At 67.5% G+C, this 13,702-nt stretch carries 14 protein-coding genes; 10 read left to right on the plus strand and 4 right to left on the minus strand.

Translation table 11 applies throughout. The features are described from left to right. Positions 1-542: 542 nt before the first annotated feature. A complete protein-coding gene (locus tag CupriaWKF_RS16150; RefSeq protein WP_276098804.1) occupies positions 543-929 on the plus strand; it encodes a DUF488 family protein in 387 nt (128 codons plus the stop codon). A gap of 102 nt (positions 930-1,031) precedes the next feature. Then, entirely contained in the window at positions 1,032-2,276 is a 1,245-nt protein-coding gene (locus tag CupriaWKF_RS16155; RefSeq protein WP_276098805.1) for a spore maturation protein, read from the plus strand. Between the two features lie 46 nt (positions 2,277-2,322). Here the strand turns inward: CupriaWKF_RS16155 and CupriaWKF_RS16160 are convergent, their stop codons facing one another. After that, positions 2,323-2,601 (minus strand): hypothetical protein, encoded by a 279-nt coding sequence (locus CupriaWKF_RS16160; protein WP_276098806.1) that lies wholly within the window; start codon positions 2,599-2,601, stop codon positions 2,323-2,325. A gap of 84 nt (positions 2,602-2,685) precedes the next feature. Between CupriaWKF_RS16160 and CupriaWKF_RS16165 the strand changes: the two genes are divergently transcribed. Together CupriaWKF_RS16165 and CupriaWKF_RS16170 are read left to right on the plus strand one after the other, a co-directional pair. Then, positions 2,686-4,779, plus strand: a complete 2,094-nt coding sequence (locus CupriaWKF_RS16165) for an FUSC family protein (protein WP_276098807.1) — start codon at positions 2,686-2,688, stop codon at positions 4,777-4,779. Between the two features lie 102 nt (positions 4,780-4,881). Then, a complete protein-coding gene (locus tag CupriaWKF_RS16170) occupies positions 4,882-5,160 on the plus strand; it encodes a DUF1488 domain-containing protein (protein WP_011299329.1) in 279 nt (92 codons plus the stop codon). Positions 5,161-5,181: 21 nt separating this feature from the next. Here the strand turns inward: CupriaWKF_RS16170 and CupriaWKF_RS16175 are convergent, their stop codons facing one another. Further along, complete coding sequence (locus CupriaWKF_RS16175; protein WP_276098808.1) at positions 5,182-5,652, minus strand: universal stress protein; 471 nt, start codon at positions 5,650-5,652, stop codon at positions 5,182-5,184. A 165-nt stretch (positions 5,653-5,817) separates the two neighbouring features. Here CupriaWKF_RS16175 and CupriaWKF_RS16180 point away from each other — a divergent pair, with 165 nt between their 5' ends. Both CupriaWKF_RS16180 and CupriaWKF_RS16185 read left to right on the plus strand, forming a co-directional pair. After that, positions 5,818-7,041 (plus strand): helix-turn-helix domain-containing protein, encoded by a 1,224-nt coding sequence (locus tag CupriaWKF_RS16180; protein ID WP_276098809.1) that lies wholly within the window; start codon positions 5,818-5,820, stop codon positions 7,039-7,041. Positions 7,042-7,078: 37 nt separating this feature from the next. Next, positions 7,079-7,729 (plus strand): PQQ-binding-like beta-propeller repeat protein, encoded by a 651-nt coding sequence (locus tag CupriaWKF_RS16185; protein ID WP_276100840.1) that lies wholly within the window; start codon positions 7,079-7,081, stop codon positions 7,727-7,729. A 5-nt stretch (positions 7,730-7,734) separates the two neighbouring features. On the opposite strand, the gene CupriaWKF_RS16190 is transcribed toward CupriaWKF_RS16185, so the two are convergent. Both CupriaWKF_RS16190 and CupriaWKF_RS16195 read right to left on the minus strand, forming a co-directional pair. Next, on the minus strand, positions 7,735-8,430 hold the full coding sequence (locus CupriaWKF_RS16190; protein ID WP_346348594.1) for an endonuclease/exonuclease/phosphatase family protein: 696 nt from the start codon (positions 8,428-8,430) through the stop codon (positions 7,735-7,737). 44 nt (positions 8,431-8,474) lie between these two features. Next, the gene (locus tag CupriaWKF_RS16195; protein ID WP_346348595.1) at positions 8,475-10,688 is read right to left on the minus strand and encodes a VTT domain-containing protein; all 2,214 of its coding nucleotides are present in this window, start codon (positions 10,686-10,688) and stop codon (positions 8,475-8,477) included. A gap of 217 nt (positions 10,689-10,905) precedes the next feature. Here CupriaWKF_RS16195 and paaA point away from each other — a divergent pair, with 217 nt between their 5' ends. From paaA to paaD, 4 genes are read left to right on the plus strand one after another with little or no spacing between them, the layout of a single operon-like run. Then, positions 10,906-11,919 (plus strand): 1,2-phenylacetyl-CoA epoxidase subunit PaaA, encoded by a 1,014-nt coding sequence (gene paaA, locus CupriaWKF_RS16200; RefSeq protein ID WP_276098810.1) that lies wholly within the window; start codon positions 10,906-10,908, stop codon positions 11,917-11,919. Between the two features lie 22 nt (positions 11,920-11,941). Beyond that, the gene (gene paaB, locus CupriaWKF_RS16205; protein ID WP_276098811.1) at positions 11,942-12,229 is read left to right on the plus strand and encodes a 1,2-phenylacetyl-CoA epoxidase subunit PaaB; all 288 of its coding nucleotides are present in this window, start codon (positions 11,942-11,944) and stop codon (positions 12,227-12,229) included. Between the two features lie 12 nt (positions 12,230-12,241). Beyond that, positions 12,242-13,093: a 1,2-phenylacetyl-CoA epoxidase subunit PaaC gene (gene paaC / locus CupriaWKF_RS16210; RefSeq protein ID WP_276098812.1), complete on the plus strand. Its 852-nt coding sequence runs from the start codon at positions 12,242-12,244 to the stop codon at positions 13,091-13,093. Positions 13,094-13,109: 16 nt separating this feature from the next. Then, positions 13,110-13,682: a 1,2-phenylacetyl-CoA epoxidase subunit PaaD gene (gene paaD, locus CupriaWKF_RS16215; protein WP_276098813.1), complete on the plus strand. Its 573-nt coding sequence runs from the start codon at positions 13,110-13,112 to the stop codon at positions 13,680-13,682. The last annotated feature ends 20 nt before the right edge of the window (positions 13,683-13,702 follow it).

Raw genomic sequence — 13,702 nt, forward strand, 5'->3', positions numbered from 1 at the left:
GTGCGTCCGCTACCCAGCGCCCACACTTATCGGTTGTTTGATTGTTAAAGAACTTCGCTGCCGGCTTTGCCGTTCAGCGCGCTGCGTTGTCAGCAGCAGAGAAGGAAGATTATGCAGAACTTTCCTCGCTTCGTCAACCCGGGTCAGCAATCTTTTTTGCTTCGGTTCGCTGCGCCAACTGCGCGCTGCCGAACCACCCGATCGACCCGCAACCCTTGCTGCGCCTGCCTTGCAGCGCCGCGTTGTGTTGCGAGGGGGCGAATACTACGGGACCAGGGCAGCCTTGGCAAGCGTTTTGGCGAAATAATTCGGGAAGAGCCAGAAGTGATCGATGGGTGCCTTCACGTTTGATTTCGATGATCGACCTTGCGCTGGCCCTGCATGCAGCCGTACCAGGCCCGCGACACCCTATATATAGAGGCATTCCGTGGCAGGAATGCTCGCGAGAACTTCCGAGCGAGCGTGCGGATGTTTGTCACGCACGACACGATGATTCATGATCAGGGACTTCAGCACAGCGCTACCGCCCGAGCGGAAATCTCATGACCATCCGGATTGTTCGACTCGGCTCCCCGCGCGCCGCGGATGAGGGCCTTCGTATTGGCACTGTCCGCCGCCCACCACGGGGGGTTCCGAAGTCCGAGTTCGCCAGCCGCGATTTCTATGACGTCTGGTATCCCGTCCTGTCCCCGACACCCGAACTGGTGGCCCAGGCGCTTGCAGCCGGGGACGACAAGGCCTGGCGCGCCTTCGTCAGGCATTTCCGCAAGGAGATGGCCGCGCCCGATGCCAGCCATACGCTGGACCTGCTGGCCGCCCTGTCGCACAAGACCGATTTCTCCATCGGCTGCTATTGCGAGGATGAAGCGCACTGCCACCGCTCGGTTCTGCGCGAACTGCTCGCCGAACGCGGTGCGCAGATCGCCTGACGAAGGACCTGCCGCGCGCAAGCGCGTGCCGCTATGATGCGACGCTTGTCCGGGCCCGGGCTTCAGCCGGACCCGGTCGCCCCTTCTTCGCCCTGACTTCCGATGGTCCTGAATCTCGTCTGGCTCGGTTTCTTCCTGACCGCCTTCCTGGCGGCATGCATCAGGCTCGCCAATGGCGACCTTGCTGTGTTTCCCGCTATGTTGACCAGCCTGTTCGACAGCGCCCGCACGGCGTTCGAGATTTCGCTGGGGCTGGCCGGGGTCATGAGCCTCTGGCTGGGCATCATGCGCATTGGTGAGCGAGCCGGCGTTGTAGACGCCTTTGCAAGGCTGGTCAGTCCGCTGCTGCGCCACTTCTTTCCAGGCGTGCCCCAGGGCCACCCGGCCCAAGGTGCCATGATGATGAACGTCTCGGCCAATCTGCTCGGGTTGGACAACGCCGCGACACCGCTGGGGCTCAACGCGATGCGCGAGCTCCAGACACTGAATCCGCGCCCGGAAGTGGCCACCGATGCCCAGGTCATGTTCATTGTTCTGAACACCGCAGGCCTGACTCTGATCCCGACCTCGGTCATCGCCATGCGGCAAGCCATCGCGATCAAGCAAGGACTGATCGGGTTCAATGCGGCGGATATCTTCTTGCCGACACTGCTGGCAACCGGCGGTTCGTTCCTGGCGGGTCTGCTGGCGGTGGCCTGGATGCAGCGGCTGAACCTGTTCCGGCCGGCGGTGCTGACCGCCTTTGCCATAGCGACACTAGGCTTGGGCGGTCTCCTGATATGGCTTCGCCACGCGCCTCCGGATCATGTCAGCCAGGTCACCGCCCTGGCAGGCAGCGGCTTCATCCTTTCACTGATCACCATTTTCCTGGTGTGCGGAGCCATACGCCGCATCAACGTCTATGAGGCCTTTATCGACGGCGCCAAGGAGGGCTTCGGCGTCGCCGTGCAGATCATTCCTTACCTCGTCGCGATCCTTGTGGCAATCGGGCTATTCCGCGCTACCGGCTGCATGGACATTCTGATGCACGGGCTGACCGTCGGCTTCGCCTGGCTTGGCCTGAATACGGAGTTCGTGCCCGCGCTTCCCGTCGGGCTGATGAAGATCCTGTCGGGCGCCGGCGCCCGCGGGCTGATGGTGGATGTGATGACCACCTACGGCGTGGATTCCTTCCAAGGTCGGCTTGCCGCGATCATCCAGGGGTCGACCGAGACCACGTTCTATGTCCTGGCCGTCTATTTCGGCAGCGTCAATGTGCGCAACACGCGCCATGCACTCGCTTGCGCGCTCGTTGCCGATGTCGCCGGACTGTTCTGCGCTGTCGGGGCCGCTTATCTTTTTCGATAGACAGATTTCCGCCCAGGAGGGCCTTAGGCGCCTCTAAACGTAGAAATCAAACCCCATTCGTTGTATCGACACAACAATAATGTGTCAAAAGCAAAACATTGCTGAGCGGGCACTTGGTGCGACGCAGCAAGGCGTGTATAGTGAAGTCTGTCTCCTCCACCACCTCGGTGGATTCCAACCCGCGCAGAACACTGCGCGGGTTTTTTTTGCCCATTTTTGGCATAAGGCCCTGCTGCGATTGGCTTTCCGCCGCAACTTGTTGCGGCGAGCCAGACACGCACCAGATCTGCCGCGATTGCCACGCGATGGTGCAATAGTGCTCCATGTCGTGGCACCAAGGCACCGGTTCTCGATTTTGTTGCGATGCAACAAGCGCTGCCGTAGAGTGGCCAAAGCACGTCACTCGCCCATGCCCGCCCTACTGTCCTTTCTCCGCTACTGGCCTGACGCTGCGCTGATCCGGCGCGGCATGGTTTATGCCGGGTCATTTCTCTCCCTCGCCAGCATGGCATGGCTGAGCGGGCAAGAGAGCTATTTCTGGGCGGCGACCGCCTCCATCTGGACATGCCTGGCCGACCGTGAAGGCACGGCGGCCGAACGCCTTGCCAGCCTTGGCGCTGTCGGCCTCGGCGGCAGTCTGGCCAGTGCGCTGGGCGCTGCCGTGGCCTCCAGTCCTGTTGCGGCCGTGCCCTTGGTGTTGGTCGCGGGAATAGCTGCCGGCCTGGCGGAAACGCGCGGGCCGGCCGCGGCGCTCGCGGCCAAGCTGCTGTACGTGGTCCTGATCGCCGCCTGCCTCCAGCCTGCGACCGGACCGGATGTGCTGGCCCATCTGGCGGATTCCGCTCTCGGCTACCTGAAGGGCGGCGTGTTTGCCTGTGCCGTCTGCCTCGCGTTGATTCCCTCGCGCCGCGACATGCGCCCGCGACCTGAGACGGAGGCCGTTTACGCCGCCCTGCAGCGCTTCGCCACGGCACTCGCCGCCGACGGTGCCGCGGCCGAACTGACCGCCTGCAAGCAGGACATCCGCAACCGCATCGAGGCAGCGCGGCGCGCCATCCATGCCAGGCGCAGCCCGCGGGACGCCCATGCGCTGCTGCACTACGCCTATGTCATTGGCATTGCCGACGCCTTGTTCGGCCTGCTGATCGTGGCAGCCGAGCTGCGTGAACGCGCGGGCTCCGCACATCGCCTGCCGCTGCGGCACGTGGCGCGCTGCATGGCCGACGCACATCAGCAAGTCAGCCAGGCCATGGCCCGGCACGCCGCGGACCTGCCTTCCCTGAGCGCGGCGCTGCGGCACGAGCTGCGGCGGCTGATATCGCCAATGCCCAACGCCAGCGCGCCGCCGCCGTACCAGGCCGCACTGGGTGCGCTGGCGCGGCACCCGGAATTCGAGCCCTGGCGTGCCGGATTCTCCTGGCCGCGCCGCGGCCTGTGGCACGTCGTGGATCGCGTGCGTGGCGCGCTCGGCGAACATGCCGCGCGCGACGCGCTGGCTGGCCGCCATGCCATCCGGCTGGCGCTCGGCGGCTGCCTGAGCCTCTTGCCGGCGCAATGGTGGCACGTGGATCACGGCTACTGGGTAGCGGTCACGGTCATCATGGTGCTGAGCCCGCAGCTCCAGACGACGCGCCAGATCTCGCTCAAGCGCTTCGCGGGGTCGCTGGCGGGGGCGCTGCTGGCATGCGCGGTCGGGCTGTTGCACCCCGCGCCGACGATAGCGCTGGGCATCAGCGCCGTATTCCTCGCCGGTGCCTACGCCAACCGGCTGGCCGCCCAACCCGCCGGCTTTGCGTTCTGCCTGACACCGGCGGTGATTCTGTTCTCCTGGGTCGGCGCTCCGGCCGTCGACAGCAGCCACTTTGCCGCATTGCGCGGCATTGACACGGCGCTAGGCTGCCTGATTGCGCTGGCAAGCTATTACATACTGGCGCCGCGCATGGAGCGTTCGCGCCTGCTGCGCCACGCCCTCGAGGCAGTTGCCGTCAATGCCGTCTACCTGCGGGCTGCCTTCGCAGCGGCCCGCACGGCAGCCCCAGCCAGGGCGCGGCTCGAGGCGCTGCGGATTGCGGCCGGCCGGGCCTCGACACGCGCGGAACGTACCCTGGCAGAACATGGCGAGGGGCTCACGCCCGATGTGGCACAGGCGTACGCCTGTCTGCACGGCACCGCGCGCCGCCTGGCGGCACTGGCCGGCGTGGTACGGGCGGGCGCAGAGTCCGGTTCGTTCGACGCCTTGCCGCGTTCCCCCATGCAGTCAGCCCTGGCCGCGCTCGAAACCCGCCTTGCCGAGATTGCAATACGGCCAGGACATGAGGCCACGGGCCTTCCCGGGACGCAAACGCTTGCGGTCGAACTTGTGCCGCAATTGCCCTTCGAGTGCTTCCTGGCCGAGCAGGCGGACTATGCCAATGCCCATATCGCCGCGGCCCACGCCGCCGCGGCCGCGTTGCGCGAACCTGAGCCGGTCGCCGCGCCGCCCGGCCTCGCACACCGCGCGTGAGGGCGCGTGAGGGCGCGCGCGGCGCCGCATGCCGGCCTTTACCGCGCCAGCCGATGTCCTAGAATGTTGTCATTCGTTCGTCGACCGCACGAGGGGTACGCCATGTCCGCTGTCTCGTTTCCTCGCGCCAATCCGACCTACTGCGCGGCCAGCCTCAGGCTGTCCTGCCCAGCAACGGTCAACGGCAGCCCTACCCAGTACTCCGTCACAGCCGAAGCCCTCGAAGCGCACTTCGGCGCGCGCTCGCCGCGCGAAGAGGATCTGCTGGCGGCCTTCACCAGCAACCGCCAGCGCATCGAGCAACTGGCGGAAAGCCTGTTCGAACTGACCGAGGCCCGCGAGATCGTGCTGCGCAGCGGACATTTCCGCTTCGCAGGCTGACGCCCTTCGGCGCCAGGGGACTCAGTCCGCCGCGCCTTCGCCACGCACCAGCAATACCGGCATGGTGGATTGCCGGATGACTGCCTCGGCCACGCTGCCCAGCACGAGACGGCGCACGCCGCGCCGTCCGTGGGTGCCAATCACGAGCAGGTCGGCCCCCCACTGACGGGCAGCTTCATTGATGGATGCGCCAATGTCGCCCGGTACGGCGGCCTCGCTCACCAGCCGGGTTTCGTGTTTCACACCGGCGGCCGTCAGGTGCCTGGCAGCCTCTTCGAGCGCCCGCCCGCCACTCTCTTCAAACGCCTTCTGCACCTGGCTCGGGTCGTAGAAGCCGGCATCGAACAAAGGCGTCGCGCTGTCCACGACATAGAGCGCGAGTACCGTCCCGCCGCCCGGGCCTGCCACGCGGACTGCCTCATTCAGGGCCAGGGCGGACGTGCTGCTGCCGTCCACTGCTACCACGATCTTGTTGTACGCCGCGCCAGTCATCTTCGTACCTCCGTAGACAGGAAAGGGGATGGCGACCGCAGGTCACCGGTCCTCATACTATACGTGCGCGTGCGGCTGGCGGCACGTGGCGGGCCAGCAGGTAGCCGTGTGCTAGATTAGGCACAGACCTCCAACGATGGGAGTGAGAAGCGTGACGGACTCCGGATGGACTCGCTGATCACTGCCGCGGCGCGCGCCCTGGCGGGTGGCGATCCGCTTGGCGCGCTGAACCGGATCGCCCTGCGCGACGATGCCCCGGCGCTCGCGCTGCGCGGGATCGCCATGGCGCAGCTCGGCGACCTCGCCCGTGCCAAGGCACTGTTGCGTGGCGCCGCGCGCGCATTCGGCCCGAAAGAAGCGGTCGCACGCGCGCGTTGCGTCGTCGCCGAGGCCGAGATCGCCCTCGCCTCCCGCGAGCTGGGGTGGCCTGCCAGGGCACTCGACACCGCACGAGCCACGCTCGAAGCGCACGGCGACCGCGTCAACGCGGCACATGCCCGCCACTTGCAGGTCCGCCGCCTGCTGCTGATCGGCCGTCTCGAAGAGGCCGAGCACGCTCTTGCCGGACTGGATCTCGCCATCCCCTTGCCGCCAGCCCTGCGGGCGGCGCAAGAACTGGTCACCGCCGGCATCGCGATCCGGCGCCTGCGCACGACGGCGGCGCGTGCCGCGCTCGGCCTGGCCGCCGATGCGGCGCGCCGGGCCGGCATTCCCGCGCTGATGGCCGAGGTCGAAAGCGCGTCGCTTGTCCTCGACACGCCCGCGGCCCGCCTCATCTCACACGGCAGCGAGCGGCTGCTCCTGCTCGACGAGGTGGAAGCGCTCTTGCTCTCCGGCACGCTGGTAGTCGATGCCTGTCGTCTCGTCGTGCGTGAAGGCGCCAGCGTGGTCCCGCTCGCCCGGCGTCCGGTGCTGTTCGCGCTCGCGCGCATGCTTGGCGAAGCCTGGCCGCATGATGTGCCGCGCGACACGCTGATTGCGCGCGCCTTCCGGACGAAATTCGCCGATGCCTCACATCGTGCGCGCCTGCGCGTCGAGATCGGCCGGCTCCGTGCCGCCCTCGCGCCGATGGCGGAGGTAACCGCGACCGGACGCGGATTCTCGCTGGCACCGCGCAACGCGGAAGAAGTCGCCGTGCTGGCGCTGCCCGTCGAGGATGCTTACGCGACCGTGCTTGCCTGCCTGGCCGACGGCGAGTCCTGGTCGAGCTCGGCCCTGGCGCTTGCGCTTGGCGCCAGCCAGCGCACCATGCAGCGCGCCCTCGACGCCCTGGCGGCAGCGGGCAAGGTACAGCCGGTCGGCCACGGGCGCGCGCGTCGCTGGATGACGCCCCCGGTACCCGGATTCGCGACGACCTTGTTACTCCCTGCCCCGCTGCCCGGCGGCTAGCATGAAACGCACATCCACCCGTAACGAGGACAAGGAAATGAAGCGATCATCGGCAGAAATCATTCGTGAGTATGGCCCGTTTCCGGGCGTGGACGCCGTGCATGGCGTCACCTACGACGGGCGCCAGGTGTGGTTCGCCTCCGGCGACAAGCTCAACGCGCTCGACCCTGCGAGCGGGCAGACCGTGCGCGCCATCGCGTTGCCCGCGCATGCGGGAACGGCCTTCGACGGCCGGCACCTGTTCCAGATCTCCGAGAGCCGCATCCAGAAGATCGACCCACAGACCGGCAGCGTGATTGCCACCATTCCGGCGCCTGGCGGTGGCGGCGACTCCGGCCTTGCCTGGGCCGAAGGCTCGCTCTGGGTCGGACAGTACCGCGAGCGCAAGATCCACCAGATCGACCCCGAGAGCGGGAAAGTGCTTCGCACCATCGAGTCGAACCGCTTCGTGACCGGCGTCACGTGGGTCGACGGCGAGCTGTGGCACGGCACGTGGGAAGGCGAAGCGAGCGATCTGCGGCGCATCGACCCGCGCTCGGGCGAGGTCCTGGAACGGCTCGAGATGCCCCCGGGTGTCAGCGTGTCGGGACTCGAGTCCGATGGCGGGGACCGGTTCTACTGCGGAGGCGGCACCAGCGGAAAGCTCAGAGCCGTGCGGCGCCCAGGCAAGGACGCACCGCAGACGTGACGCGCCTAACCTGAGCTGAGATACATCCGCGCCAGCAGCGGCAAGTGATCGGATGCCAGCCGCGCAAGCGGGCTGCGGTGGCTCGCTACCGCAACCAGGTGCGCACGCGGCGACGTCCAGATGCGATCGAGCGCCAGCAGCGGACAGCGCGACGGGAACGTCGACACATGCGGCGTGCGCTCGAAGTACGCATGCAGCCAGCGCAACGGCCGGCCCCACAGGAACCATTCGTTGACATCGCCCAGCAGGATCGTCGGCTGGGCCGGGACTTCGGCCAGCGCCGTCAGCAGGCGGCGCACCTGCGCGCGGCGCTCGCTCGGGCGCAGGCCCAGGTGCGTGGCGATCACGCGCAGCGCGAAGCTGCCGGACTCGATCGCATGGCACGCGAGCTGCGCGTCGATGGCGCCGCGCGGCTCGCGCCCTTTCACGCTGAGATCGATGTGCCGCACGGCGATCGGTGGATAGCGCGTCAGCAAGGCATTGCCATAGTCGCCGTCAGCGCGCACCAGCGTCGGTCCAGGGATCGCATGCAGCGCCGTGTGTTCGGACAGGAAGCGCAGCATGTCAAAGCCGGTGGCGCGGGTTTCCACCTCCTGCAGCGCCACCAGGTCGGCGCGCAGCTCGCGCAGCACTTCGCAGATCCGCTTCGGCACGAAGTGGCCGTCGGTGCCGACACCGCCGTGGATGTTGTAGCTTGCCACCACGATCTCGGCGTGCCTGCCTGCGACGGCTGGTGCTGGCGCGTTCACCGCGTACGCTCGCCCGATGCAGGGCCGCGCGCGTGCCGCGCGCGCCTGCGACGCTCTCGTCTTCGCCGCAGCGCCAGCCACAAGCCCGCGGGTAGCAGCAGCACGAGCACCAGCAGCGCGAATGTGGGAACGCCGGGATTGCGCGCCACGGCCGCAATGCGGTCGACCAGCGATGCCGACACAATGATGCCCGGCGACATGCCGATGGCCGTGCCCAGCAGGCAATCGCGCAGACGGATGCGGGAAGCGCCTACCACGAGGTTGACCAGCGTGAACGGCGCCACGGGCACCAGTCTCAGTGCCACCATCGCCAGCACGCCGTGCTGGCCGACCCGCTGGCTGAGCCGGTTCAAACGCCGCCCGCCAAAGCGCTGCACGGTATCGCGGCCGAGCAAGCGCCCGACCGTGTAGCCCGCCGCCGTGCCCAGTACGGTGCCGGCCAGCGCCATCGCGCCTCCGTACAACGGCCCGAACACCAGCACCGTGACCACGATCAGCAAGGTCACCGGAACCATGGTCAGCGCGCCCACGACATAGGCGCACATCAGCACGAGCGGCGCCAGCGGCATCTCGTCAACGCGCTCCACCAGCGCCAGCAGATGCCGGAAGTCTGCCCATTCACGCAACGGCGTGTAGCGCCATGCAAACATCACGCCGGCCAGCATCAGCACGAACGCCACCAGCAGCGCCACGCGGCTGGCCGCGTGCGGCCGCGCCTCATGGCCGATGAACTCTGCCATCACCTGTTCGGAATCGATCGGCTCCATCGGATCGAGCAGCATGGCATCGGGCAGCGCGGCATCGACGTCTTCGGGAACGCTCGGCGTGAAAGGCTCCAGCGTGCGTCCTGCGGGCCGGTGCAGCGCGCGCAAGGCGTCGTTCAGCCGCGGATGCATCGCCATCGCCTGGCGCAGGACCTCGGGCGTGACCGCAAGGTGTTCGCAAAGCAAGCGCTCGCGCATCGCGCGGATCGATGCCGCGACGCGAGCGTCGCCGTTTGATTCGATCACAAGGTTGCATTCGGTATCGAGCCCGAACGACCGGTTGCTGAGGTTCGCGGAGCCGACCGTGATCAGGCGGTCGTCCACGATCATCACCTTGCTGTGGACATTGACGCAGGCATTGCGCAAGCCCGGCACTTCAGGGCAGTAGAGCTGGAAGCGAGCATGCGAATCGGCGGCGCGCAGGCCTCGGCAGAGCCGCGCGCGCAGCACGCCCATGCTGGCCTCCTCCAGCCAGCCGCTTTCGGTCCGGCGCGAGACCAGTGCGATGTCGGGCCCGGCGGGCTCGCGCAGGCGCGAGGCGAATGCGTCGGCAATCAGGCCCGAACTGAAGTACTGGTTTTCGAGGTACAGGCTGTCCTGCGCAGCGGCGATCGCATCGGTATAGAGCTCGCGGATCTCGCAGATGGCGCGGGCCACATCGCTTGCCGGATACGTGCGGCTGATGCCGACCCGCACATCGGTAATATCCGGCGATACCCGTGCGGGCCAGGCGTCCGCCGCCGGCACCGCGGGTACACGCGGATGGCGTCCCGTCGCATGGAGCCAACGCTCGGCAGCGAGATCGCCCAGCGCCCGCGCGGCAGCGCCGTCCACCATGCATTGCACGTCGTGGAACGGCGCGTAGGGCCTGCCGTCCGGATCGGTCCGGCGCGGTTCGTCAGCACGATGGTCGGGGGTATCCCAGCGGCGGATCGTCAGGTCCAGTCCGCCGGCGAACGCCAGGCAGTGATCGATGACCACGACCTTCTGGTGATGCGAAGCGCCCGCGGGATGATTTCCATCCAGGCGGAACGACAGACGCCCGTGCGCCTGCCAGTGCTGCCGCGCCGCGGGCAGGAACTCGCGTTCGAACGCGAATACCATCGCGAAATCCCAGCTCAGCACATAGATGCGCAGACCGCGCCGCCGCTCGCACAGCGCATTGAGGAAGTTGCGAAGCTCGACCGGCAGGCCGTCGTCCGGAGCTCCGGACGTCAGCCGCATGCGGCTGTCGATGTCCCAACCGAGGATGAAGATGGTTTGCCTGGCACGTGCCAGCGCCTCCCGCAGCGCGGTGAAATAGGCATCCGCGTCGACCAGCATCGCAAAGCGCGCACAGGGCTCCACGCGCCAGCAATTGCGCCCGGGACGCAGCAGCGAGGCTTGTGCATCGTTTGTCATGGCGAAATAGATGCCGCGCAAGTTCCGTACCGGTCGTGCGGACACGAGAACCGCCGGGTGCGCTGCTCATGTCGCGCCGGCTTTACTTGCGGTTGTAAAAGTTGCCGGAACGCTGCCTCCGACTTCTATTGGTGAAACGGCTCCTTGCATTGCGCAGGCTCCGTTTAATTGACCGACCGGTCGGCTTATATATAATGGGGCCGAACCACAGGCGCAAAGCCGGCCGCAAGAGCCGGGACAACCGCCGCCAAAGGAGGCTCCTATGTACACGCAGAGTCTGGACCTGCCCGGCAACCCTGCCGCGGTCAGTCCGTCCGACCCGGGCCTGGACGACGCCGGCCGCCAGGCGGCGTTCGATGCACGCATGGCCGCCGACAGCAAGATCGAACCGCAGGACTGGATGCCGCAGGCTTATCGCAAGACGCTGGTCCGGCAGATCTCCCAGCACGCGCACTCCGAGATCGTCGGCATGCTGCCCGAAGGCAACTGGATCAGCCGCGCGCCGTCGCTCAAGCGCAAAGCCATCCTGCTGGCCAAGGTGCAGGACGAGGGCGGGCATGGCCTTTACCTCTATTCCGCGGCCGAAACGCTGAACACCTCGCGCGACGAAATGATCGAGGCGCTGCACACGGGCCGCGCCAAGTATTCGTCGATCTTCAATTACCCGACGCTGACCTGGGCCGACGTCGGCGTGATCGGCTGGCTCGTCGACGGCGCGGCGATCATGAACCAGATCCCGCTGTGCCGCTGTTCATACGGCCCGTATGCGCGCGCCATGATCCGCATCTGCAAGGAAGAGTCGTTCCATCAGCGCCAGGGTTTCGACGCGCTGCTGGCGATGATGCGCGGCACCGATGCCCAGCGCGAGATGGTGCAGGACGCGGTCAACCGCTGGTGGTTCCCGGTGCTGATGATGTTCGGGCCGCCCGACGCCGCGTCCACCAACAGCGCCCAGACCATGGCCTGGGGCATCAAGCGCATCTCGAACGACGACCTGCGCCAGAAGTTCGTCGACGCAACGGTCGAACAGGCCAAGGTGCTCGGCGTCACGCTGCCCGATCCGGGCCTGCAATGGAATAGCGAGCGCGGCCACTACGACTACAGCCCGCTGGACTGGGACGAATTCTGGCGCGTGATCAACGGCGACGGCCCGTGCAACCGCGAGCGCCTGGCCACGCGCGTGAAGGCCCACGAGGACGGCGCCTGGGTGCGTGAAGCCGCGCTGGCCCACGCCGCCAAGCTGGCCGCGCGCGAGGCGCAGCGCGAAGCCGCCTGAGACCATGGACAAGGAGAGCAGCATGACCCGGAAAGAGTGGCCGCTGTGGGAAGTGTTCGTGCGCAGCAAGCAGGGCCTGGAGCACAAGCATTGCGGCAGCCTGCATGCGGCGGATGCCCAGCAGGCGCTGCACATGGCGCGCGATGTATATACACGCCGCCAGGAGGGGGTGTCGATCTGGGTGGTGCCGTCCAGCGCCATCACCGCCAGCGCGCCCGAGGAAAAGGCCGAGCTGTTCGACCCGATGGCCGACAAGATCTACCGGCACCCGACCTTCTATCAGTTGCCCGACGAAGTCAACCACATGTAAGGGCCCGGCACCATGACGACCCCGACGTCCGACATCGCGCTGCCATACCTGTCGCACCTGCCGCCCGAGCGCACCGCGGCGCTGCGCTATGTGCTGCGGCTCGCCGACAACGCGCTGATCCTCGGCCAGCGCAACGCCGAGTGGTGCGGCCACGGCCCGGTGCTGGAAGAGGACATTGCGCTGGCCAACATCAGCCTGGACCTGATCGGCCAGTCGCGCCTGCTCTATGCGCACGCCGGCGAACTCGAAGGCGCGCTGACCGGCCGGCCGCGCCATGAGGATGACTACGCGTACTGGCGCGGTGAGCGCGAGTTCGGCAACTGGACGCTGGCCGAACTGCCGCACAGCGGCCCGCTGGCCGGCACCGCCAGCAGCGACCGCGACTACGCCGTCACCATCACGCGCAACTTCCTGTACAGCGCGCTGATGGTCGAGTTGTGGAACGTGCTGCAGGCCAGCACCGACGCCGGGCTGGCCGCCATCGCGGCCAAGTCGCTAAAGGAAGCGCGCTATCACCTGCAACACGCCGCCGGCTGGATGGTGCGGCTTGGCGACGGCACCGAAGCCTCGCACCTGCGCATGCAGCGCGCGCTCGACCACCTGATGCCATACATGAACGAGTGCTTTGCCGGTGACGACGTGGAGCAGCTCGCTGCCGCCCAGGGCGTGGCCGTGCCCACCTCGGCGCTGCGCGACGCATGGGAGGAGACAGTCGACGAGACCCTCGAAGCCGCCACGCTCGACAAGCCGGTACCGAGCACCTTCCTGTCCACCGGCAAGCACGGCCTGCATTCGGAACATATGAGCTACCTGCTGGCCGAGATGCAGAGCGTGGCGCGCGCCCATCCCGGCGCGCAGTGGTAGCCGGCGGGAAGCCGACATGAGCACCGTGACCCATTCCGATTCCGTCGACTTCGATTCCGGCGCCGGGCGCGTCGCGCGCGCGTGGCTTGTGCTGGAGGCTGTGCCCGACCCGGAAATCCCGGTGGTATCGATCCGCGACCTCGGCATCCTGCGCGAAATCGCCGTGGCTGACGGCGACACGCTGGAGGTCACGATCACGCCGACCTATTCCGGCTGCCCGGCCATGTCGCAGATCGCCGAGGACATCGGCCAGGCCCTCGATGCGGCCGGGCTCGGGCCGTGGCGGATCCGCACGGTGCTGTCGCCGGCGTGGACGACCGACTGGATCAGCGACGCCGCGCGCGAACGCCTGCGCGAGTTCGGCATCGCCCCGCCGCACCCGTGCGGCACGGCGGCCACCACGCCTGCCATGCAGCCACTGAATTTCGTACCGCGCGCGGCGCGCGCCGGCGTGCCCGACACGGTAGTCTGCCCGCGCTGCGGGAGCCGCCACACGCAGGAAATCTCGCGCTTTGCGTCCACGGCCTGCAAGGCCCTCTACCGCTGCCTGGACTGCCGCGAGCCGTTCGACTACTTCAAACCCTACTAATCCCACGACGCTGCCGTTCC

This window comes from Cupriavidus sp. WKF15 (assembly GCF_029278605.1).
Taxonomy (GTDB): domain Bacteria; phylum Pseudomonadota; class Gammaproteobacteria; order Burkholderiales; family Burkholderiaceae; genus Cupriavidus.